Raw genomic sequence first — 20,590 nt, forward strand, 5'->3', positions numbered from 1 at the left:
CCAGGGCGGACGTTCCGGTAACGGATATGCCCATCCCCGAAATTCCCGGTCCCGACGTGGATATCACCGACCGGCTGGTCCGGCGGCTGCTGCGGGAGCAGCACCCGGACCTGGCCGCGCTGCCGCTGCGGCCGGCCGGCGCCGGGTGGGACAACGTGGTCTACCGCCTCGGCGATGGCCTGGCCCTGCGGCTGCCCCGCCGCGCCGCGGCCGCCGCCCTGATGGAGAACGAGTTGCGCTGGCTGCCCGTCCTGGCCCCGCGCCTGCCCGTGCCGGTGCCGGCCCCGCTGCGCCGCGGCGCGCCGGCGGCCGGATACCCCTACCCCTGGGCGGTGGTTCCGTGGTTCGAGGGCACCAGCGCCGCCCTGTTCCCGGCGCCGGTGCGGGACGGCTACGCCGGGGCCCTGGCCGGGTTCCTGCGCTGCCTGCACCTGCCGGCGCCGGCGGACGCCCCGCGGAACCCGGTCCGCGGCGTTCCGCTGGCCGCGCGCGACGACGCGTTCCGCACCCGGCTGGCCGGATGGGACGCCTTCCGCGAACGCCACGCCCCGCAGGCGCCCGACGCCTCCGTCCTGCTGGCGGTGTGGGCCAGGGCCCTGGAAGCGCCGCGGCACACCGGGGAGCGGGTGTGGCTGCACGGGGACCTGCATCCCCACAACCTGGTCGCCGGCGCCGCCGGGAACCTGGTGGCCGTCGGAGACTTCGGTGACCTCACCTCGGGGGACCCGGCCACCGACCTGGCCGCCGGGTGGCTGCACTTCACCGCCGCCGGGCACGGGCGGTTCCGCGCCGGCCTGGGCGCCCCGCCGGGCGGGCAGGCAGGGGCGGGGGAGCGGGCCGCATGGGAAAGGGCCAGGGGCTGGGCCGTGTCCCTGGGACTGATCATGGCCCTGCACCCGCCCGGGGAACCGCTCCACGCGGTGGGGCTGCACGCCTTGGGCCGGCTGGCCACCGAGCCCGGCTAATCCGGGACCCGGCTGCCCCGCGCTTGCCGGGCCGTTCTCCTCCTGCCTGACCGTTGTCGAAGGGCCCCTCCAGTGGTGGGATGGGGTGATGAAAGCGCTCTACAAGTCGGCGTGGGACGCCGGGCTTGAACTGGTGGACCTGCCCGAGCCGGAAACCGGCGCCCACGAGGTCAAGATCCGCGTGATGACCGCCGGCATCTGCGGCACCGACCTGCACCTGCTCGACGGCGACGCCGCCGCCCGCGCGATGGCCACCCTGCCGCTGGTGCCCGGGCACGAGTTCTACGGGGAGGTCGTGGAGACCGGCTACCTGGTGCGCACCGTCCAGGTGGGGGAGCGGGTTTCCGGCGAGGGACACGTGGTGTGCGGGATGTGCCGCAACTGCCGCGCCGGGCGCCGCCAGATGTGCATCAACAGCGTCTCCGTGGGCGTGCAGCGCGACGGCGCCTTCGCCGAGTACGTGGTCATCCCCGAAACCAACGTCTGGGTTCACCGCGATCCGGCCGTCACCCCGGAACTGGGGGCCATCTTCGACCCCTTCGGCAACGCCGTGCACACCGCGCTGTCCTTCCCGCTGGTGGGCGAGGACGTGCTGATCACCGGCGCCGGCCCGATCGGCCTGATGGCCGTCGCCGTCGCCCGGCACGCCGGTGCCCGCCGGATCGTCGTCACCGACGTCTCGCCCCAGCGCCTGGAACTGGCCCGGGGGATGGGCGCGGACCTGGCGGTGGACGTGTCCTCCCGCCGGATCGGCGAGGCCCAGCGGGACCTGGGGATGGTGGAGGGCTTCGACGTCGGGATGGAGATGTCGGGGCATCCCGGCGCCCTGCAGGAAATGGTCGAAAACATGAACCACGGCGGACGGATCGCGCTGCTGGGCCTGCCCGCCGGCCCGCTGGAGATCGGCTGGCACAAGGTCGTCACCCACATGCTTACGCTCAAGGGAATCTACGGACGCGAGATGTTCGAGACCTGGTACGCGATGAGCGCCATGCTGCAGTCCAATCCGCGGCTGCGCCAAGCCATCTCATCCGTGGTCACCGACCGGTTCCCCGCCACAGAGTGGGAGGCCGCGTTCGCCGCCGCCCGTTCGGCCCACGGCGGCAAGGTGGTCATGGATTGGACCGTTTTCTAGGAGGAGGACCATGTACACGCTCAAGGACCAGCTGGCCGCCGAGCTGAGGGACCTGCGCGCGGCCGGGCTCTTCAAGGAGGAACGCCACATCGACTCCCCCCAGGCGGCGCACATCGCCGCCGGGCCGCTGGGCGGACCGGCCCGCGAGGTGCTGAACTTCTGCGCCAACAACTACCTCGGCCTGGCCGACGACCCCCGGCTGGTCGCCGCCGCCAAGCAGGCCCTGGACGAGCGCGGCTTCGGCATGGCCTCGGTGCGCTTCATCTGCGGCACCCAGGACCGCCACCTGGAACTGGAGCGCAGGCTGTCGGCCTTCCTCGGCACGGAGGACACCATCCTGTTCTCCAGCTGCTTCGACGCCAACGGCGGCGTGTTCGAGGCCCTCTTTGGGGAGGAGGACGCGATCGTCTCCGACGCGCTCAACCACGCCTCCATCATCGACGGCATCCGGCTGTCCAAGGCGGCCCGCCACCGCTACGCCAACCGCGACCTCGCTGACCTGGAGGCCCAGCTGGTGGCCGCGCAGGCGATGAACGGCGGCGCCGGCCCGCGGCGGTGCGTCATCGTCACCGACGGCGTTTTCTCCATGGACGGGTACCTCGCCCCGCTGGCCGGAATCTGCGACCTCGCCGAACGCCACGGCGCGCTGGTCATGGTGGACGATTCCCACGCCGTCGGATTCATGGGCCCCACCGGGGCCGGCACCCCCGAACACGCAGGGGTCGCCGACCGGGTGGACCTCTACACCGGAACCTTCGGCAAGGCGCTCGGCGGGGCCTCCGGCGGGTACGTCTCCGGCCGCGCCGAACTCGTGGCGATGCTGCGCCAGCGGGCCCGCCCGTACCTGTTCTCCAACTCGCTGGCCCCGGCCATCGTGGCCGCGACGCTGACCGCCCTGGACCTGGTCGCCGGCTCGGGGGACCTGCGCACCAGGCTCTTCGCCAACGCCGCGCACTTCCGCCGGCGCATGCTGGAGGAGGGCTTCGAGCTGCTCGAGGGCGAGCACGCGATCGTCCCGGTGATGTTCGGGGACGCCGCGGCCGCCGGGAAGGTCGCCGCCCGGATGCTGGAACGCGGAGTGTACGTCACCGCCTTCAGCTACCCGGTGGTGCCGCAGGGAAGCGCCCGCATCCGCGTCCAGCTCTCCGCCGCGCACACCCCGGACGACGTCGAGGCCTGCGTGGCCGCCTTCGTCGCCTCCCGCTAGCCCGCGCAGCCCCTCCCGGTGGCCCCCGCCGTCGTTTTCGCCAAAGCCACCGCCCCCGCCCTTCCGTTTCGCCAAAGGCAGCTGCTGGGTTCGGCCCCCAAACCCGACATCAACCCTTGGCGAAACGCGGGGGAGAGGCAATGTCCTTTGCCGACACGCCGGCATCCTCGGCACCCGGTATCCTCGGCAGTATGAGCGACCACGCATTCTGCGATGTCCTGATCATCGGCGGTGGCATCGCCGGGCTGTCCCTGGCCTCAGCGCTCGCCGAACACGCCGACGTCGTGCTGCTGGAGGCCGAACCGACGCTGGCCCACCACACCTCCGCCCGCTCCGCCCAGCAACTGGTCCCCGGCTACGGTCCGCCTCCGGTGCGCGAACTGACCCGAGCCACGCTCGCGGCGCTCGCCGCGCTGCCGGACGCGCGCCGGCTGGTCTGGCCCAGCCGGTTCATGGTGGTGGGCCGCGCCGCCGACGTCCAGGCCCACCGCACCGAGGCCATGGAGACGATCACCCACGCCGAGGCCTGCGCCCTGGTCCCGGCGCTGCTTCCGGAGGCGTTCGAGTCCGCCGCGCTGGACACCACCAGCGTGCGCACCGACGCAACGGCGCTGATCGAGCACCACCGGGCGCTCGCCGCCGCGCGCGGGGCACGGATCCTCACGGGCCACCGCGTGGACGCGGCCGAAAAGCACGACCCCGGCTGGCTGGTTTCGGCGGGGAAGACCACCATCCGCGCGGCCCGGGTGGTCAACGCCGCCGGAGCGTGGGCGGACCGGGTCGCGGCGCTCTTCGGAGCCGAACCGCTGGGGCTGGTGCCGCTGCGGCGCACCGCCGCCTACGTGGACGTGGCCCGTCCGCTGCCCCCGGAGACCCCGATGGTGTCCTCCGCGGACAACACCTGGTACTTCCGCCCCGAGGGGCAGCGGGTGCTGGTGTCCCCGTCGGAGGCGGTGCCGAGCGAGCCCTGCGACGCCCAGCCGGTGCCTAGGGAGGTGGACGCGGTCGTGGCGAAGGTCGATTCCGTGACCACGCTGGGAATCACCGGGGTGCAGCGGGCCTGGACGGGCCTGCGGACCGAGGCCCCGGACGGGGTGCCGGTGGTCGGGTTCGACCCCGCCGTCGAGGACTTCTTCTGGCTGGCAGGCCAGGGCGGCTTCGGCTTCCAGACCTCCAGCGGCATCGCCGCGCTGGCGGTGGGGCTGCTGGAGGGGGTGCGGCCCAAGGGCTCCGCGGAGACGCTCGCCGCCCTGGACCCGGGCCGGTTCCGGACCTGACGGGCCGCCGCCCCGCCGCCGCGGATCGGGCGGCGGGGGTCAGGCGCGGCGGAGCCGGTGCAGCAGCCCGGAGCGCACCTGCGGCCACTCGGCGGCCACGATCGAATAGACGCAGGTGTCCCGCAGGGCCCCGTCGGCGGTCCGGGCGTGCGAGCGCAGCACGCCGTCGAGCTTGGCGCCGAGGCGCTCGATCGCGGCGCGGGACTGGTGGTTCATCCAGTGGGTCCGCAGTTCGACGGCGGGACAGCCCAGCACCTCGAAGGCGTGCGCCAGGAGCAGCAGCTTGGATTCGGCGTTGGTTCCGGTGCCGCGGGCGGAGGCCCGGTTCCAGGTCGAGCCGATCTCCACGCGGGGCAGGCCGGCATCGATGTTCATGAAGGTGGTCATTCCCAGCAGCGCGCCGTCGGCGTTGCGCCGGGCCGCGAACGGCAGCATCGACCCGGCCTCCTGCAGGGCCAGCCGCCGCCCGATCTCGGCGGACATGCCTTCGGGCGCGGGCACCGCGGTGTACCAGAGCTTCCACACTTCGCCGTCCCGCACGGCCTCCACCAGTCCGTCGTGGTGGTCGGGGGCCAGCGGCTCCAGGGTGACGAGGCGGCCGGACAGGGTGACGGGTTCCAGGGGCACGGGTTCCATGGCGTTCCGGACCCGGTTACCGGGACTCGGCGAATGCGCTGGCCACCACGCCGAGGCCCAGGGCCGCCAGGATGCCGGAGGATACGCGTTCCAGCCACTCGTTGACGGCCGGGCGCTTGAGCCAGGCCATGGCCTTGGACGCCACCGTCACCAGCACCACGAAGTACGCCATGCCGATCGCGCCGAAGATCGCGCCCAGGCCCAGCGCGGACAGCAGGGTGTTGGAGCCCGCCGGGATGAACTGGGGCATCAGCGCCAGGAAGAACAGGCCCACCTTAGGGTTCAGGCTGGAGGAGAGGGTTCCGGCGGCGAAAGGGCCGCGCAGGCCCGACGCGGCGGCCTTCCGGTCCGGAGCACCGGTTCCGGGAGCGGCGCCGGCGGTGCGGCGTCCCTTCAGGAACGTGCTGGCCCCCAGGTAGAACAGGTACAGGCCGCCGGCGACCTTCAGCCAGTGGTAGATCTCCGCCGATTGCTGGAGCAGGGCCGCCACGCCCAGGCCCACCAATGCCGACCACAGCACCGTCCCGAGAATGCATCCCAGCGCCGCCGCGTAGCCGGTGCGGGCGTTGGCGAGCGAATGGCGCAGGACCAGGAACGTGTCAGGGCCGGGAGTGAGGGCGAGGACGGCGGACAGGCCGGCGAAAGCCAACAGGGAAGCGGGAGCCATGGGAACCATTATCCCTCCGGGGAGCCCGCCGAACGGCCCAGGCGCCGCGGCCCGCCTCAGCGGTCGGCCGCGGCGGCTTCGGGGTCGGCAGCGGCCTGGGCAGCGGTCTGGTTGAGGCGGCGGCGCTCCAGGCCCTGCTGCAGGCGCTCCAGGAGGTCGACGGCGGCGCGCAGCTCCTCCTCGGAGGTGTCCACCGCCTCGCGAACCACCACCGCGCGGGCCGCGCCGAAGGCGGCCATGTTGCGCAGGGTGGCGGGGGTGGGGTGCAGTTCGACGCAGCGGGCGTCGCCTTCGCCGGAGCGGCGCTCGACCAGGCCCTTGGACTCGAGGGAACGCAGCGTGGTGCTCACGTTGCTGCGCTGCATGTGGGCCCGGCTGGAAAGTTCGCCCGGGGTGATGCCGGGTGCCTGCGCGACGTGGCGCACCAGCAGCACCTCCGAGGGGGTGAGCGGGATGGCCTGGGCGGCGTCCTCGATCTGCGGACGGATCTCGCGGGCGGTGTCCATGATCAGGCGGGCCAGCGACGAAGCGAGCGCATCGATCCCGGTGGTGGCAACTTCCATGCCACCAGTGTAGGTCATGATGAATTCATAGTTATTTACACATAAATTATTTCGGCTATTATTTACCCATGCCCTCCACCACTTCCTCCACCGCGCCCACCAAGCCGGGCCTGCTTCCGCTCAGCCTGCTCCTGGTTCTGGCCCTGTTCTCGATGGTGGGACCCGCGGCCACTGACCTCTACCTTCCCGCCTTCCCGGAAATGGCCCTCGACCTGGGCGTCGAAGCCTCCGGGGTGCAGCTGACGCTCACGGCGTTCCTGCTGGGAATGGGGGCCGGACAGCTGTTCTTCGGCGCCGTGTCGGACAAGTACGGGCGGGTCAGGCCCCTCCTTGCGGGCCTGTCCGTGTTCCTCCTGGCCTCCATCCTGGCTGCCACCGCACCCACGCTGGAGGTGCTGGTGGCGGCCCGGCTCCTGCAGGGCCTGAGCGCGTCCTCCGGCATCGTCATTTCCCGGGCCATCGTCTCCGACCGCGTGTCCGGGGCCGCCGCGGTGCGTGTCTTCAGCGTCCTGATGACCATCGTTGGCGTGGCGCCGGCCGTGGCGCCGCTGGCGGGAAGCCTCGTCTCCGCCGCCGCGGGGTGGCGCGGAGTCCTGTGGGTGGTGGCCGGCCTGGCCGTGGTGATGCTCCTGGGCATGCTGCTGGTGGTCCGCGAGAGCCATCCGGCGGAGAAGCGCCGCAGGGGCGCGCTGCTGGGCGGGCTCGGCGAGGCGGCGAAGCACCCCCGCTTCATGGGCTACGCCTTGCTGGGCGGTTCAAACTTCGGGGTCCTGATGGGCGTCATTTCGGCCTCGCCCTTTGTGTACCAGTCCATGATGGGTTTCAGCCCGCAGGTGTACGGGATGTTCTTCGGCATGAATGCCCTGGGCATGATGGCCAGCGGCATCGTGTCCTCCAAGCTGGCGGTGCGGGTCCCCGCGCGGCGCACGCTCGGCGTGGCCGTTGCGGTGATGCTCGGGGTGTCGCTGCTCATGCTGGTTTTCGTGCTGACCGGCCTGCCGGCGGTCGCGCTGGCACCGTGCCTGTTCCTGCTGGTGTCCTCGATGGGCTTCGTCATGGGCAACACGACGGGCCTGGCCATCGCCGAGGTCCGGCACGTCGCCGGCAGCGGCTCCGCCTGGATGGGCGGGATCCAGTTCGGCGTCGGCGCCCTGGTCAGCGTCCTGGTGGGCCTCGGCGGCGAACTGAGCGCCCTGCCGCTGGCGATCGTGCTGGCCGGCAGTTCCTTCGTCGGGCTCTGCGCCTTCGCGGCCACCAGGCCCCGCAAGGCCGCCGTGTCCGCCCCCGACTCTCCTCCCGTCCCGGCGGACGCCACGACGCCGGCCTAAGTCGGCCTGACCCGACCGTCCGGAAATCTCCCGCCCGGCCGCTGGCGGGTCTTTTCCGGACGGTCGGGTTGAAGTAGCGGCGGTGGGTTTTGCCCCGGGTCTTTTCCGGAAGGCCCGGCCGGAGTGGAGCGGCGGGTGCTGTCCGCGCCCCGGCGCGTGTGCCCGCGGGCAGAAACGGGTGTCGCCGCCCCGGAACGGGTGCCGCCCACCGATGCCGCGGCGGGGATCCCTGCGTATCCTCTGCTCCACGCGGCCCGACGGGGGAGCCCGGGCAGCCACGCCGCAGGGGACGGCGGGACGCGTTCACCGACCCTGAGGAGCGCACCGTGAAAGCCCTGAAAACCTCCCTGACGGCTCTGGCCGCGCTGGCCGTGGTCCTGGCCCAGGCCGCGGTGCCCGCGGCGGCCCCGATCTCCGCACCCGCCCCGGCAGCGGTACCGGCGGCGCTCCAGGAACCCGGCGCCGTGCACTTCACCGCGGCGGGGGACTACTCCTCCAGTGCCGCGGCCCTGTCCGTGTTCAACCAGATCGACAGCATTTCGCCCGACCTGCACCTGGCCCTCGGGGACCTCTCCTACGGCACCACGGGGCAGGAACAGGCCTGGTGCGACACCGTCACCGGCGCCGTCGGCGCGGGGTTCCCCTTCGAGCTCCTCTCCGGCAACCACGAAAGCAACGGCCAGAACGGCAACATCAACGACTTCTCCGCCTGCCTGCCCAACCAGCTGCCCGGCCTCGTCGGCACCTACGGGCGCCAGTGGTACGTCGACGTGCCCGAGGAGGACCCGCTGGTGCGGTTCGTGATGATCTCCCCGAACCTTCCCTTCACGGACGGCACGTACAACTACAACGCCGGGACCGCGCGCTACAACTGGACGGCCTCCGCCATCGACGGGGCGCGCAGCGCGGACATCCCGTGGGTCGTGGTCGGCATGCACTACCCCTGCCTGTCCATTGGGGTGTACGCGTGCTCGCCGGGCGCGGACATCACCAACCTGATGCTCAACCGCAAGGTGGACCTGGTGCTCTCCGGGCACGAGCACGCATACCAGCGCACCCGCCAGCTGGCCACGGGCGTGCCCGGATGCTCCACCCTGGTCCCCGGCACGTACAACGCCTCCTGCGTGGCGGACCCGGACAACACGATGGCCAAGGGGGCGGGCACGGTCTTCGCCACCGTCGGGACCGGCGGCGTCGCGCTGCGCGACGTGAACATGGCCGATTCCGAGGCCGGGTACTTCGCCGCCGCTTCCGGCCTGAACAGCAACCCGACCTGGGGAGCCCTGAACCTCACGCTCCGGCAGGACAGCCTCACGGCCAGCTTCCGGCGCGCCTCCGGGGGCACGTTCACGGACGACTTCTCCCTCACGGCCGGGGGACCTCCGGCCAACTCTCCGCCGACTGCCTCCTTCACGAACTCCTGCACCGGCCTGGGCTGTTCCTTCGATGCCAGCGCCTCCTCCGACACCGACGGCACGGTGGCGCAGTACGCCTGGGACTTCGGCGACGGCTCCACCGGCAGCGGGGCCCTCGCCCAGCACACCTTCGCCGCGGCCGGGACGTACCCGGTGCGGCTCACGGTCACGGACGACGACGGCGCCACCGGCACGCTGCTGCGCTCCGTCACGGTGACGGCGGGCACCGCGCCGCTGGCCCGCGACACGTTCGGGCGGACCGTCGCCAGCGGGTTCGGCGCCGCGGAGACCGGCGGGACCTGGACCGTTTCCAGCACGGCGAACACCTCGGTGTCCGGCGGGTTGGGCCGGCTGCGGCTGCCCGCCGCCGGGAACTCGGGCAGCGCCCAGTTGAACGCGGTCTCCTCCAACAGCACCGACCTCAGGCTGAGCCTGGGGACGGACAAGCCCGCCACGGGCAGCGGCCTGTACCTCTCCACGATCGCGCGCAGCGTCCCCGGAGCCGGGCAGTACCGGGCCAAGGCCATCCTGATGGCCAACGGGCAGGTCAGGCTCCAGACCGTGCGCACGACGGCGGCGGGCGCGGAGACCGCGCTCCAGACGGCGGTGACGGTTCCGGGCGTGGCCTACGCCGTGGGGGACCGCCTGGAGGTGCGCGTGCAGGCCACCGGAACCAGCCCCACCACGGTCCGGGCCAAGGTGTGGGAGCGGGGTGCGGCGGAGCCCGCCGGGTGGCAGGTCTCGGCGACCGATTCGACGGCCGGCCTGCAGGCCGCCGGCGGCGTTGGCCTGCTGGCCTACCTGTCCTCGAGTTCCACGAACGCGCCGCTGGTGGTGACCGTCGACGACGTGGAGGTGGTTCCGGCGAACTGACGGCAGTGGCCCGACCGGCCCGACTCCGCTCGACCCGCCCTTGCCGGAAATATCCCGCCCGCATACGGCAGGGAATTTTCCGGCAAGGGCGGGCCGGCGTGAGGGCCGGAGCGCGGGCGCGGAGAGCCGGGGTCCCGCTACCGGAGGCCCCGCGGGGCTCAGAGCAGTTCCGAGCCCAGGGCTCCGTTGGCCGACTCCAGCACCTGCCCGGAGTGGGTGAGCAGGCGCACCGCCTCGATTTCCGGGGACAGGTAGCGGTCCGTGTCCGGGCCCTCGACCACGGTGCGGATCAGGGTGCGCACGGCGGTGATGGCGGGGGAGGACTTGGAGGTGGCCACGCCGCCGTCGCGCATGTCCAGGGCGCGGGCGGCGGTGAGCAGTTCCACGGCGAGCACGCGCTCCAGCCCGTCCACGGCCCGGCGCAGCTTCAGCCCCGCGGCCCAGCCCATGGAGACGTGGTCCTCCTGCATGGCCGACGAGGGGATCGAATCGACCGACGCCGGCACGGCCAGCCGCTTCATCTCCGAGACGATGCCCGCGGCCGTGTACTGGGCGATCATGTGTCCGGAGTCCACGCCCGGGTCGTCGGCCAGGAACGCGTTCAGCCCGTGGCTGCGCGCCTTGTCCAGGAAGCGGTCGATGCGCCGTTCGGAGATGGAGGCCATGTCGGCGGCGGCGATCGCCAGGAAGTCCAGCACGTAGCCCACCGGGGCGCCGTGGAAGTTGCCGTTGGATTCGACCCGGCCGTCGGTGGTGACCACCGGGTTGTCGATGGCCGAGGCCAGTTCGTACCCGGCCACGGACTCGGCGTGGTCCAGCGTGGCGCGCGCGGCGCCGTGCACCTGCGGGGCGCAGCGCAGCGAGTAGGCGTCCTGCACGCGGGTGAAGGCGTGGGAGCCTTCCTTCTGTTCGGCGATCAGTGCGGACCCGGCCAGCACGGCACGCAGGTTCGCGGCGGAGGCCAGCTGCCCGGGGTGGGGGCGCAGGGCGTGCAGGTCCGCGGCGAAGACGTCGTCGGTGCCCAGCAGGCCTTCGACGCTCATCGCGGCGGCGAGGTCGGCGGTGGCGAACAGCCGGCGCAGGTCGGCGGCCGCCATGAGCAGCATCCCGAGCATCCCGTCGGTCCCGTTGATCAGGGCCAGCCCCTCCTTCTCGGCCAGCACCACAGGCTCGATGCCGGCGTCGGCCAGCGCCTTGGCGGCGTCAGCCAGTTCGCCGTCGGCGGTGCGCACCCGGCCTTCGCCCATCACGGCCAGCGCGCAGTGGGACAGCGGGGCCAGGTCCCCGGAGCAGCCCAGCGACCCGTACTCGCCGACCACCGGGGTGATGCCGGCGTTCAGCAGCCCGGCGTAGGCCTCCGCCACCACCGGGCGCACGCCCGTGCGGCCGGTGGCCATGGTGTGCAGGCGGTTGAGCATCAGCCCACGCACCACCTCGCGGTCCACCTCGGCGCCCGAGGACGCCGCGTGCGAACGGATCAGCGAGCGCTGCAGCTGGGTGCGCTGCTCAAGGGGGATCTGCTTGGTCGCCAGCGCGCCGAAGCCGGTGGAGACCCCGTAGTGCGGGCGCTCGTCGGTCACCAGCGCATCGATGACCGTGCGGGAGTCCTTCATGGCCGCCAGCGCTTCGGTGGAGAGTTCGACGGCGGCGCCGTGCCGGGCGACGGCCACCACCTCCGCGGGGGAGAGGGGGGCGGTGGTGACGGAGACGGTCTGCTGCATGCGGGCTCATCCTGTTCGAAGGTCGGGCACCCGGCCCTTGCCAAGTGCTGAAATTCACGTTTCAATAAGTGAAACGCAAATGCCGACTGGTGGCAAGGTCTGCCGGTTGGTTCCCGACCCAGGAGGACCCATGGCCGAAGCCTCGACCCGCACGGTCGAGCGGGCGCTGCAGCTGCTCGGCACCGTGTGCGACGCCGGGCAGATCAGCCTCGCCGACGCCTCGCGCGGGACCGGGCTCTCCGCCTCGACGGCGCTGCGCCTGCTGCGGACCCTCGAGGCCAGCGGCTTCGTGCGCCGGGACGACGACGGCGGCTACCGGCCCGGCATGCGCCTGGTCCAGCTCGGCGCCCAGGCGCTCAGCCACGAGTCGCTGGTCTCGCTCGCCCAGGAGCCCCTCTTCCGGCTGGTCGCCGGCACCGGCGAATCCGCCTACCTCAACGTGCCCGCCGCGGGCGACAACGACCTCGGCATCTACATCGCCGTGCAGGAGGGCACCCACTCGGTGCGCCACACCTCCTGGGTCGGGCGGTCCATCCCGTTGGAGGGCACCGCCGCCGGGGCCGTGCTGCGCGGGCAGACGCCGGAGGCGGGCTACGTCGTCGTGGACCGCGGCGTCGAGCGGGACGTCACCGCCATCGCCGCGCCGGTCATGGCCGGAACCGGTGGCGCGGCGCGCGTGGTCGCCGCGCTCTCCGTCGTCGCACCCTCCTACCGCACCGGCCCGGAGGAGGTGGCCCGCATCGGCAAGCTGGTCGCCGCGGAGGCGCGATCCCTGCTGGAGGCCCCGGCCGGCCCCGCACCACTTCCCGCCGGCACCCAGCTGCCAACCCCCACCCATCTGCCCACCCCCACCCATCTGGAGGACCAGGAATGAGCACCGGATTCACCCAGCACGACCCCTCCCGCACCGTCCGCGCCCCGCGCGGCACGGAGCTGACCGCCAAGAGCTGGCAGACCGAGGCCCCGCTGCGCATGCTCATGAACAACCTCGACCCCGAGGTCGCCGAGCGCCCCGAGGACCTGGTGGTCTACGGCGGCACCGGCCGCGCCGCCCGCTCCTGGGAGGCGTTTGACGCGATCGTGAAAACCTTGGCCGACCTGGAGGAGGACGAGACGCTGCTGGTCCAGTCCGGCAAGCCCGTCGGCGTCTTCCGCACCAACAAGTGGGCCCCGCGCGTGCTGATCGCCAACTCCAACCTGGTCGGCGACTGGGCCACCTGGCCCGAGTTCCGCAAGCTGGAGGCCGAGGGACTGATGATGTATGGGCAGATGACCGCCGGGTCCTGGATCTACATCGGCACCCAGGGCATCCTGCAGGGCACCTTCGAGACTTTCGCCGCGGTCGCCAACAAGCGCTTCGGCGGCTCCCTGGCCGGCACGCTGACCCTCACCGGCGGCTGCGGCGGCATGGGCGGGGCCCAGCCGCTGGCCGTCACCCTCAACGGCGGGGCCGTGCTGATCGTCGACGTCTCGGAAGAGCGCCTGCGCCGCCGCCTGGGCAAGCGCTACCTGGACGACGTCGAAACCGACCTGGACGCCGCGATCGCCAAGGTCCTGGCCGCCCAGGCGGAGAAGCGGGCGCTCTCCGTCGGCTACGTCGGCAATGCCGCCGAGGTCTTCCCCGACATCCTGCGCCGCCACCAGGCCGGGGAACTGACCGTCGACGTCGTCACCGACCAGACCTCCGCCCACGACCCGCTCTCCTACCTGCCGGTCGAGTACACGGTGGAACAGTGGGCGGCCGAGGCCGCCGCGGATCCGATCGGCTTCACCAAGCTGGCGCAGGCCTCCATGGCCCGCCACGTCGAGGCGATGGTCGGCTTCCAGGACGCCGGCGCGGAGGTCTTCGACTACGGCAACTCCATCCGCGACGAGGCCCGCAAGGGCGGCTACGGGCGCGCCTTCGAGTTCCCCGGCTTCGTTCCGGCCTACATCCGCCCGCTCTTCTGCGAGGGCCTGGGCCCGTTCCGCTGGGTCGCTCTCTCCGGGGACCCGGAGGACATCCGCGTCACCGACCAGGCGCTCAAGGAGCTCTTCCCGGAGAACGCCCACCTGCACCGCTGGATCGACGCCGCCGCGGCGCACGTCGAGTTCGAGGGCCTGCCCGCCCGCATCTGCTGGCTCGGCTACGGCGAGCGCCACAAGGCCGGCCTGCTGTTCAACGACCTGGTCCGCACCGGCAAGGTCAAGGCCCCCATCGTGATCGGTCGCGACCACCTGGACTCCGGCTCCGTGGCCAGCCCGTATCGCGAGACGGAGGCGATGAAGGACGGCTCCGACGCCATCGCCGACTGGCCGCTGCTGAACGCGCTCACCGCCGCCTCCTCCGGCGCCACCTGGGTCTCGATCCACCACGGCGGCGGCGTCGGCATCGGCCGCTCCATCCACGCCGGCCAGGTCTCCGTGGCCGACGGCACCGACCTGGCCGCGGCCAAGCTGGAGGTCCTGCTGACCAACGATCCCGGCATGGGCGTGATCCGCCACGTCGACGCCGGGTACGAGCGGGCCGCCGAGGTCGCCCGCGAGCGCGGCGTCCGCATCCCGATGGCAGAGTGAGGAGGGTGGCGCAGGGTTCTGGCGTGTCGGCTCCGTCGCCCGTTCGCGGCCTGCCCCGCACGCTCCGCGCACGGGGACCCCTGGCCGCTCTCTCGCGCGGACCCTGCCGCACCTCATTTCCCGTCGCCCGAATAGCCAAGGAGCAGTCTTGTCCACCATCACCGGCCTCATGGCCGCCATCGCCGACACCGGCCGCGACGAACGCCGCGGCGGCTACAGCCGGGCCGTCTACACCGACGCCGAACAGGACCTGCGCGAGTGGTTCACCGCCGAGGCCTCCGCGCGCGGGCTGGCCGTGGAGACGGACGCCAACGGGATCCTCTGGGCCTGGTGGGACCTGCACGACGGCGGCACCCGCCTGCCGGAGTCCTCGCGCCGCGGCGCGCTGGTCACCGGCTCGCACCTGGACTCGGTCCCCGGCGGCGGCGCGTTCGACGGCCCGCTCGGCGTCGCCTCCGCACTCGCCGCCGTCGACCTGCTGCGCCGGCGCGAGGAATCCGGCGCGCTGCACCGCAACCGGGCCCTCGCCGTCGCCGTGTTCCCCGAGGAGGAGGGCAGCCGCTTCGGCGTCGCGTGCCTGGGCTCGCGCCTGCTGGCCGGGGCCATCGACCCGGCCAAGGCGCTTCGCCTGCGCGACGCCGACGGGAACACCTTCGCCGACGTGTCCCGCGCCCACGGACTGGACCCGGACCGGATGGGCCGGGACGAGGCGGCGCTGGGACGCATCGGCGACTTCGTGGAGCTGCATGTGGAGCAGGGCCGCGGCCTGAACTCCGCGGAATTCACCGATCACGCCGGCCGCGGGCCCGCCGTCGCCGTGGGGTCCTCGGTCCTCGGCCACGGCCGCTGGCGGATCTCCGTCACCGGGCAGGGCAACCACGCCGGCACCACCCTGATGGAGGACCGGGCCGATCCGATGGTCGCCGCCGCGCAGATCGTGCTCGCGGTGCGCAAGCTCGCCGCCGCGGTCCCCGGGGCGCGCGCGACCGTCGGGCGGCTGGAACCTGTCCCCGGCGGCACCAACGTCATCGCCTCCCGGGTGGACCTCTGGCTGGACGTCCGGCACCCGGAGGACGCGGTGGTTGCGGACCTCGTCGAGCGCCTTCACGGGCAGGCCCAGAAGATCGCGGCGTTCGAGGGCTGCTCCGCCCAACTGTTCGAGGAGTCCTACAGCGGCACCGTGCACTTCGACGCCGCCCTGGCCCGCTCGCTGGAGCACTCCGTCCGGCGCACGGTGCCCGGTGCGCCGGTGCTGGCCACCGGTGCCGGGCACGACGCCGGGGTGCTGGCCTCCGTGGTTCCCACCGGCATGCTCTTCGTGCGCAACCCCACCGGCATCAGCCACTCGCCGGAGGAATTCGTGGAGGACGACGACGCCGAGGCCGGCGTGGTGGCGCTCGCCGACGCGCTGGAGGACCTGCTGTGAGCACGGGACCGGCGGGGAAGGATTCGGCGGGGGAGGGCCTGCTCCGCGTTCCCGGCCCGGTCAACGCCCACTCCCATGCCTTCCACCGGATCCTGCGCGGGCGCACCCACGAGGGCGAAGCCGGCGGGGCCGGAACCTTCTGGACGTGGCGGGACCAGATGTACGCCGCGGCCCAACGGCTGGACCCCGCCGGATACGAACAGCTCGCCACCGCGGTGTTCGCCGAGATGGTGGTCAGCGGGTGGACCGCGGTGGGGGAGTTCCACTACCTGCACCACGGCCCGGATGGGGTCCCGTACGGGGCCGCCGGGAGCGCCGCCGGAAACTGGTCCGGGCACGCCATGGAACGCGCGCTGGCCCGCGCCGCGAAGGCGGCCGGGATCCGGCTGGTCCTGCTGGATACCTGCTATTTGCGCGGCGGGCTGGACGCTTCCGGCGCCCCGCTGCCGCTGAACCCGACCCAGGCCCGCTTCACCGACGGCGACGCCGCCGGCTGGCTGGAGCGCCTGGCCTCGCTGCGCGCCGCGCTGGACGAAGAAAATGGTGTTGGGGAGGGCAGCGGGAAGGGGCTGGTCAGCCTCGGCGCCGCCATCCACTCGGTGCGCGCCGTGGGGGAGGAGGACCTGGCCGCCATTGCCGCCGGGCTGGACGACGTCCTCGGGCCCGGCGTTTCGGGAGATGGCGCCCCGCTGCACGTGCACCTGTCCGAACAGCCCGCCGAGAACGCCGCCTGCCTCGCCGCCACCGGCACCACGCCCACCGGCCTGCTGGCCCGCCACGGGCTGCTCTCTCCGCGGCTCTCCGCGGTCCACGCCACGCACCTGACCGGGGAGGACATCGCCGCGCTGGGGGCGGCGCGGGCCACCGTCGTGATGTGCCCGACCACCGAGGCGGACCTTGCCGACGGGATCGGCCCGGCCCGCGAACTCGCCGACGCCGGCGCGGTGATCGCGCTCGGCAGTGACCAGCACGCCGTCGTCGACCCCTACCTGGAGATGCGCGCGCTCGAGCACGGCGAGCGCCTGCGCACGGGCATCCGCGGCCGCTTCGCCCCGGCCGAACTGGCCGCCGCCGCCCGGAAGGGCGGGCTGCGCAGCCTGGGCTTGTTTTCCACCGATGGCCTGCCTTCCAACGACGACCACCTGTTGGTCCGCACCGGCAGCGTCCGCACCGCCGGCGCCCGGCCCGCCCAACTGCCGCTCGCCGCGACCGCAGCGGACGTGGCCGCCGTCGTCGTCAACGGCGTGACGGTCGCCCGGGACGGGATCCACACCAGGCTCGGCGATCCGGCCGAGTTGTACGCCGCCTTCCTGGCCGAGCATCCGGAGTTCGCATGAGCAGCATCCTGATCACCAACATCGCCGAGCTGCACACCGTCGACGCCGAGGCCCGCGTGCTGCGCGGCGCCGCGCTGGTCCTGGAGGGTGAGCGGATCGCCTGGATCGGGGATGCGGCCGCCGCCCCGGCAGCTGACACCGCGCACGACGCCGGCGGCCGCGCCGCCCTGCCGGGCTGGGTGGACTCCCACACGCACCTGGTGTTCGCGGGGGACCGCACCGCCGAGTTCGAGGCCCGCATGGCCGGGCAGGCGTACGCGGCCGGGGGGATCGCGACCACGGTCGCCGCCACCCGGGAAGCCGGGGACTACGACCTGACCCGGCTGCTGCTGGGCCGCGCCGCCGAGGCCGCCCGCGGCGGCACCACCTACCTGGAGACCAAGACCGGCTACGGGCTCGACGTGGAGGAGGAGGCCAGGCACGCCCGGATCGCCTCCACCGTCGCCGACGAGGTCACCTACCTCGGCGCGCACCTGGTCCCGGCCGGCGCTGACCCGGAGGAATACACGGACCTGGTCTGCGGGGAGATGCTGGAGCGGGTCCGCCCCTACGTGAAGTGGGCCGATGTCTTCTGCGAACGCGGAGCGTTCACCGAAGAGCAGTCACGGCGCGTGCTTCACGCCTGCCGCGCGGCCGGGCTGGGACTGCGCGTGCACGGCAACCAGCTCGGCCCGGGACCCGGGGTGCGGCTGGCGGCGGAGTTCGGGGCCGCCAGCGTGGACCACGTGAACTACGTGGAGGATGCCGACGTGGAGGCGCTCGCCGGGACGTGGGGCGGCTGGGACGCGGCTTCCGGGGGCGGGACCCCGGGCACCGTGGCGACCTGCCTGCCGGCCTGCGACCTGTCCACCCGGCAGCCGCTGGCCCCGGGGCGCCTGCTGCTGGACGCGGGCGTGGAGATCGCGCTCGCGTCCAACTGCAACCCCGGAACCAGCTACACCTCCTCCATGGCCTTCTGCGTCACCACCGCGGTGCTGCAGATGGGCCTGTCCGTGGCCGAGGCGGTGCGCGCGGCCACCTTCGGCGGGGCGCTGGCGCTGCGCCGGCACGTCGGGGAGGACGCCGACGGGAAGCGCGCGGTGGGCAGCCTGGCGGTCGGACACCGGGCAGACGTGCAGCTGCTCAACGCCCCCAGCCCCACGCACCTGGCCTACCGGCCGGGCATGCCCCTGACGCATGCGGTCTGGCGCAAGGGCGTGGCGGTCTCCCGGTAGGGGATGGCCGCCGCCCGTGGAGCCGTCCTGCGGCTTGTGCCCGTTGCGGTCCTTACGTCGACGGGCGCGGCCTTGGGGAAGGTGCGCGCTTCGCCTTGGGGGCGGGCAGGGAGGCGGCCTGCTGCAGGGTCAAGCCCTTGGTCTCGGGAGCCCAGAGCAGGCTGACGCCGGCTCCGGCGAGGGTGATCACTGCGCCAATGATCATGGTGGGGCCGATGCCCAGCCCGGTCAGGGACAGCGGGACCAAATAGGTTCCCACGGCGGCGCCGATCCGGCTCAGCGAGGAGGCCAGGCCGACGGCCGAGCCACGAATCTCCGTTGGGAACAGCTCGTTGGGATAGATCCACTGCAGGATTTGGGAGCCGCCGATGAACACGGCGTAGGCAATGAACAACGCCATGATGACCGAGGACGGTGCCGTGGGGAACAGGCCAAGCAGGAGCATTGCCAGGCCGGCCCAGAGGAAGCTGTGAATGAGCAGCGGACGACGGCCCATACGGTTCACGAGCAGCAGCGAGACCACGCAGCCCACCAGGAACATGACGGTGATGACGGCCGAGCCGACGTGCTCCACGCCCTCGCCCAGCTGCAGCGCGCCGAGGATCTTCGGGCCGAAGGCATAGATGGCGAACAGGGGAACGATCGAAAAGGTCCAGAACAGGGTGATGAAGAGCATGCGCTTGCCGTAGCCGGAGCGGATGAGGGCTCCGACGTTCAGGTTTTCCCGGACTTCCTCGTCCAGTTCCGCGACGGAGGCGCCCGGGCCGAAAACCTTCACCATGACAGCATTGGCCTCATCCTCCCGTCCCTTGTTCAGCAGCCACCGGGGCGACTCGGGCGTTCCGATCCTGCACAGGACGATGATCACCCCCGGAACGGCGGCACTGGCGAGCATCCACCGCCACCCCTCCGGAGTGGACAGCAGGAACTGGCCGACGATGTACGCAACGGCGGCGCCGACGAACCACATGGTGACGAAGAAACCCAAGAGGGGGCCCCGGTACTTGCGAGGGGCGAACTCGGCCAGCAGCGAGGTCGCGATGGGGTAGTCGGCCCCGACCGCGACGCCGATCAACAGCCGCAATACGATCAGCCACATGACGTCGTTGACGAAGGCCTGCGCCACCGAGAGGCCGATGATGGCGATGAGGTCCAACGTGAAGAGCAAATGGCGGCCGAAGATGTCCGTGAGCCAGCCGCCCAGGAAGCCGCCGAAGAAGATGCCGATCAGGGCGGATGCGCCGACCAGGCCCTCCTCCGCCGGGGTCATCTGCAGGGCCGGGGAGGCCTGGACCATCGCGACGCCGATGATTGACAGGACGTAGCCGTCGAGGAACGGCCCGCCGGAGGAGAACAGGGCTAGGCGTTTGTGGAACGACGACAGGGGAGCGTCGTCGAGGACGTTATTGGAGGCGTTATCGGACATGGGTGGAACCTTCCGAGGAACCGAAGCGGTTCGCCCCGCAGGGGGCAGCACAACGTGCTGCCACAGCCGCGGTGGTTTGGGCCGTCTGAGCGAATTCGTGGAGCACGGCGAACGGGAACGGGTCGCCGGTTCACTTCGGTGATGCGCGTCAACGCCAACCTCTCATCCTGAGGTCTGGAACGTTTCTTTTCCCGTCTCAGCGGGCGGTCTGGCGTTGCCCGGCAGCCGCTGGCACGATCCCTAGAGGGGGATGCAGTGCTGGAAGAACGCATGGCCGCACCCGGAGGTGGAACATTTGCCGCCGGCATGCGGGCTGGGACTGAAGTTCTCGCACCGGCAATCCGGGTGCAGGCAGGCAAAGGGGTTCTCTTCGCAGTCTCCAAACCCCAGCAGGCCGGCCTCGGACAGCTTGGATCTCGCCTCCTCATGCGCCTGCTTCAACTGGGCTTTGACCTCGCCCAGTACCTTTTCCTGATCCTCTGTCACGGCATTTTCATCTGGCTGCATGAGGCACCTTCCTTGGGTCACTTCCCAGTGTAGGAAGGCGCGTTCGGCGCCACCAGCGTTGGCGGTGGCCGCCCTCGAGTACGTGAGCGAGGAGCCTGCCCACACCCGTCGGGGCCGTGCCGGGGTGCCACCCAGATGTCGGAGGTGTGGTTCAACAGTTTGTGATGTGATTTTTCGCATGCCGATCATATTCAACATAATCTGATTACATTTCACAAAAATTGTAGACTTGCTGCCTATCAGTCGCCCTCCTCCTCCACGACCGTGGACGGGGTGAGCGCCCGCAGGGACGTGCGATCCGGTTCCGCGGGCCGTCGCGGCCTCTGTCCGCCCGGGC

The 20,590-nt window shown here is 72.2% G+C and carries 17 protein-coding genes; 11 read left to right on the forward strand and 6 right to left on the reverse strand.

Going from position 1 to position 20,590, the window contains the following annotated elements:
• Window positions 1-26: 26 nt before the first annotated feature.
• The 4 genes from ABD912_RS16660 to ABD912_RS16675 all read left to right on the forward strand — a co-directional run bounded on the left by ABD912_RS16660 (window position 27) and on the right by ABD912_RS16675 (window position 4,584).
• On the forward strand, window positions 27-965 hold the full coding sequence (locus tag ABD912_RS16660; protein ID WP_345152537.1) for an aminoglycoside phosphotransferase family protein: 939 nt from the start codon (window positions 27-29) through the stop codon (window positions 963-965).
• An 88-nt stretch (window positions 966-1,053) separates the two neighbouring features.
• Window positions 1,054-2,100 (forward strand): L-threonine 3-dehydrogenase, encoded by a 1,047-nt coding sequence (tdh, locus tag ABD912_RS16665; protein WP_345152539.1) that lies wholly within the window; start codon window positions 1,054-1,056, stop codon window positions 2,098-2,100.
• Between the two features lie 10 nt (window positions 2,101-2,110).
• Window positions 2,111-3,307, forward strand: coding sequence for a glycine C-acetyltransferase (locus ABD912_RS16670; protein ID WP_345152540.1), 1,197 nt, complete (start codon window positions 2,111-2,113; stop codon window positions 3,305-3,307).
• Between the two features lie 191 nt (window positions 3,308-3,498).
• Window positions 3,499-4,584 (forward strand): NAD(P)/FAD-dependent oxidoreductase, encoded by a 1,086-nt coding sequence (locus tag ABD912_RS16675; protein ID WP_345152541.1) that lies wholly within the window; start codon window positions 3,499-3,501, stop codon window positions 4,582-4,584.
• A gap of 39 nt (window positions 4,585-4,623) precedes the next feature.
• Here ABD912_RS16675 and ABD912_RS16680 read toward each other — a convergent pair whose 3' ends face one another.
• Genes ABD912_RS16680 through ABD912_RS16690 form a run of 3 tightly spaced genes read right to left on the reverse strand, consistent with a single transcriptional unit; the run spans window position 4,624 to window position 6,468 of the window.
• Entirely contained in the window at window positions 4,624-5,211 is a 588-nt protein-coding gene (locus tag ABD912_RS16680; protein WP_425548091.1) for a GNAT family N-acetyltransferase, read from the reverse strand.
• A 25-nt stretch (window positions 5,212-5,236) separates the two neighbouring features.
• Window positions 5,237-5,887, reverse strand: coding sequence for a LysE family translocator (locus ABD912_RS16685; protein WP_345152544.1), 651 nt, complete (start codon window positions 5,885-5,887; stop codon window positions 5,237-5,239).
• Window positions 5,888-5,943: 56 nt separating this feature from the next.
• Complete coding sequence (locus tag ABD912_RS16690; RefSeq protein WP_345152545.1) at window positions 5,944-6,468, reverse strand: MarR family winged helix-turn-helix transcriptional regulator; 525 nt, start codon at window positions 6,466-6,468, stop codon at window positions 5,944-5,946.
• A 50-nt stretch (window positions 6,469-6,518) separates the two neighbouring features.
• On the opposite strand from ABD912_RS16690, the gene ABD912_RS16695 reads away from it, so the two are divergent.
• Complete coding sequence (locus ABD912_RS16695) at window positions 6,519-7,778, forward strand: multidrug effflux MFS transporter (protein ID WP_345152548.1); 1,260 nt, start codon at window positions 6,519-6,521, stop codon at window positions 7,776-7,778.
• 326 nt (window positions 7,779-8,104) lie between these two features.
• Window positions 8,105-10,066 (forward strand): PKD domain-containing protein, encoded by a 1,962-nt coding sequence (locus tag ABD912_RS16700; RefSeq protein ID WP_345152550.1) that lies wholly within the window; start codon window positions 8,105-8,107, stop codon window positions 10,064-10,066.
• Between the two features lie 158 nt (window positions 10,067-10,224).
• Here the strand turns inward: ABD912_RS16700 and hutH are convergent, their stop codons facing one another.
• The gene (gene hutH / locus ABD912_RS16705; RefSeq protein WP_345152552.1) at window positions 10,225-11,787 is read right to left on the reverse strand and encodes a histidine ammonia-lyase; all 1,563 of its coding nucleotides are present in this window, start codon (window positions 11,785-11,787) and stop codon (window positions 10,225-10,227) included.
• Between the two features lie 130 nt (window positions 11,788-11,917).
• Here hutH and ABD912_RS16710 point away from each other — a divergent pair, with 130 nt between their 5' ends.
• From ABD912_RS16710 to hutI, 5 genes are all read left to right on the forward strand, one after another.
• A complete protein-coding gene (locus ABD912_RS16710) occupies window positions 11,918-12,661 on the forward strand; it encodes an IclR family transcriptional regulator (protein ID WP_345152554.1) in 744 nt (247 codons plus the stop codon).
• A complete protein-coding gene (gene hutU, locus ABD912_RS16715; protein ID WP_345152555.1) occupies window positions 12,658-14,343 on the forward strand; it encodes a urocanate hydratase in 1,686 nt (561 codons plus the stop codon). Before ABD912_RS16710 ends, hutU begins: the two co-directional genes overlap by 4 nt.
• A 148-nt stretch (window positions 14,344-14,491) precedes the next feature.
• The gene (locus ABD912_RS16720; RefSeq protein ID WP_345152557.1) at window positions 14,492-15,769 is read left to right on the forward strand and encodes an allantoate amidohydrolase; all 1,278 of its coding nucleotides are present in this window, start codon (window positions 14,492-14,494) and stop codon (window positions 15,767-15,769) included.
• A complete protein-coding gene (locus ABD912_RS16725; protein WP_345152559.1) occupies window positions 15,766-17,106 on the forward strand; it encodes a formimidoylglutamate deiminase in 1,341 nt (446 codons plus the stop codon). Before ABD912_RS16720 ends, ABD912_RS16725 begins: the two co-directional genes overlap by 4 nt.
• A complete protein-coding gene (gene hutI, locus ABD912_RS16730) occupies window positions 17,103-18,320 on the forward strand; it encodes an imidazolonepropionase (RefSeq protein WP_345152561.1) in 1,218 nt (405 codons plus the stop codon). The genes ABD912_RS16725 and hutI overlap by 4 nt, the downstream gene beginning before the upstream one ends.
• A 52-nt stretch (window positions 18,321-18,372) precedes the next feature.
• On the opposite strand, the gene ABD912_RS16735 is transcribed toward hutI, so the two are convergent.
• Window positions 18,373-19,746, reverse strand: a complete 1,374-nt coding sequence (locus ABD912_RS16735) for an MFS transporter (protein WP_345152564.1) — start codon at window positions 19,744-19,746, stop codon at window positions 18,373-18,375.
• Between the two features lie 240 nt (window positions 19,747-19,986).
• On the reverse strand, window positions 19,987-20,253 hold the full coding sequence (locus ABD912_RS16740) for a hypothetical protein (protein ID WP_345152565.1): 267 nt from the start codon (window positions 20,251-20,253) through the stop codon (window positions 19,987-19,989).
• Window positions 20,254-20,590 lie beyond the last annotated feature (337 nt).

Source organism: Arthrobacter ginkgonis (genome assembly GCF_039540195.1).
In the GTDB taxonomy this organism is placed as follows: Bacteria; Actinomycetota; Actinomycetes; order Actinomycetales; family Micrococcaceae; genus Zafaria; species Zafaria ginkgonis.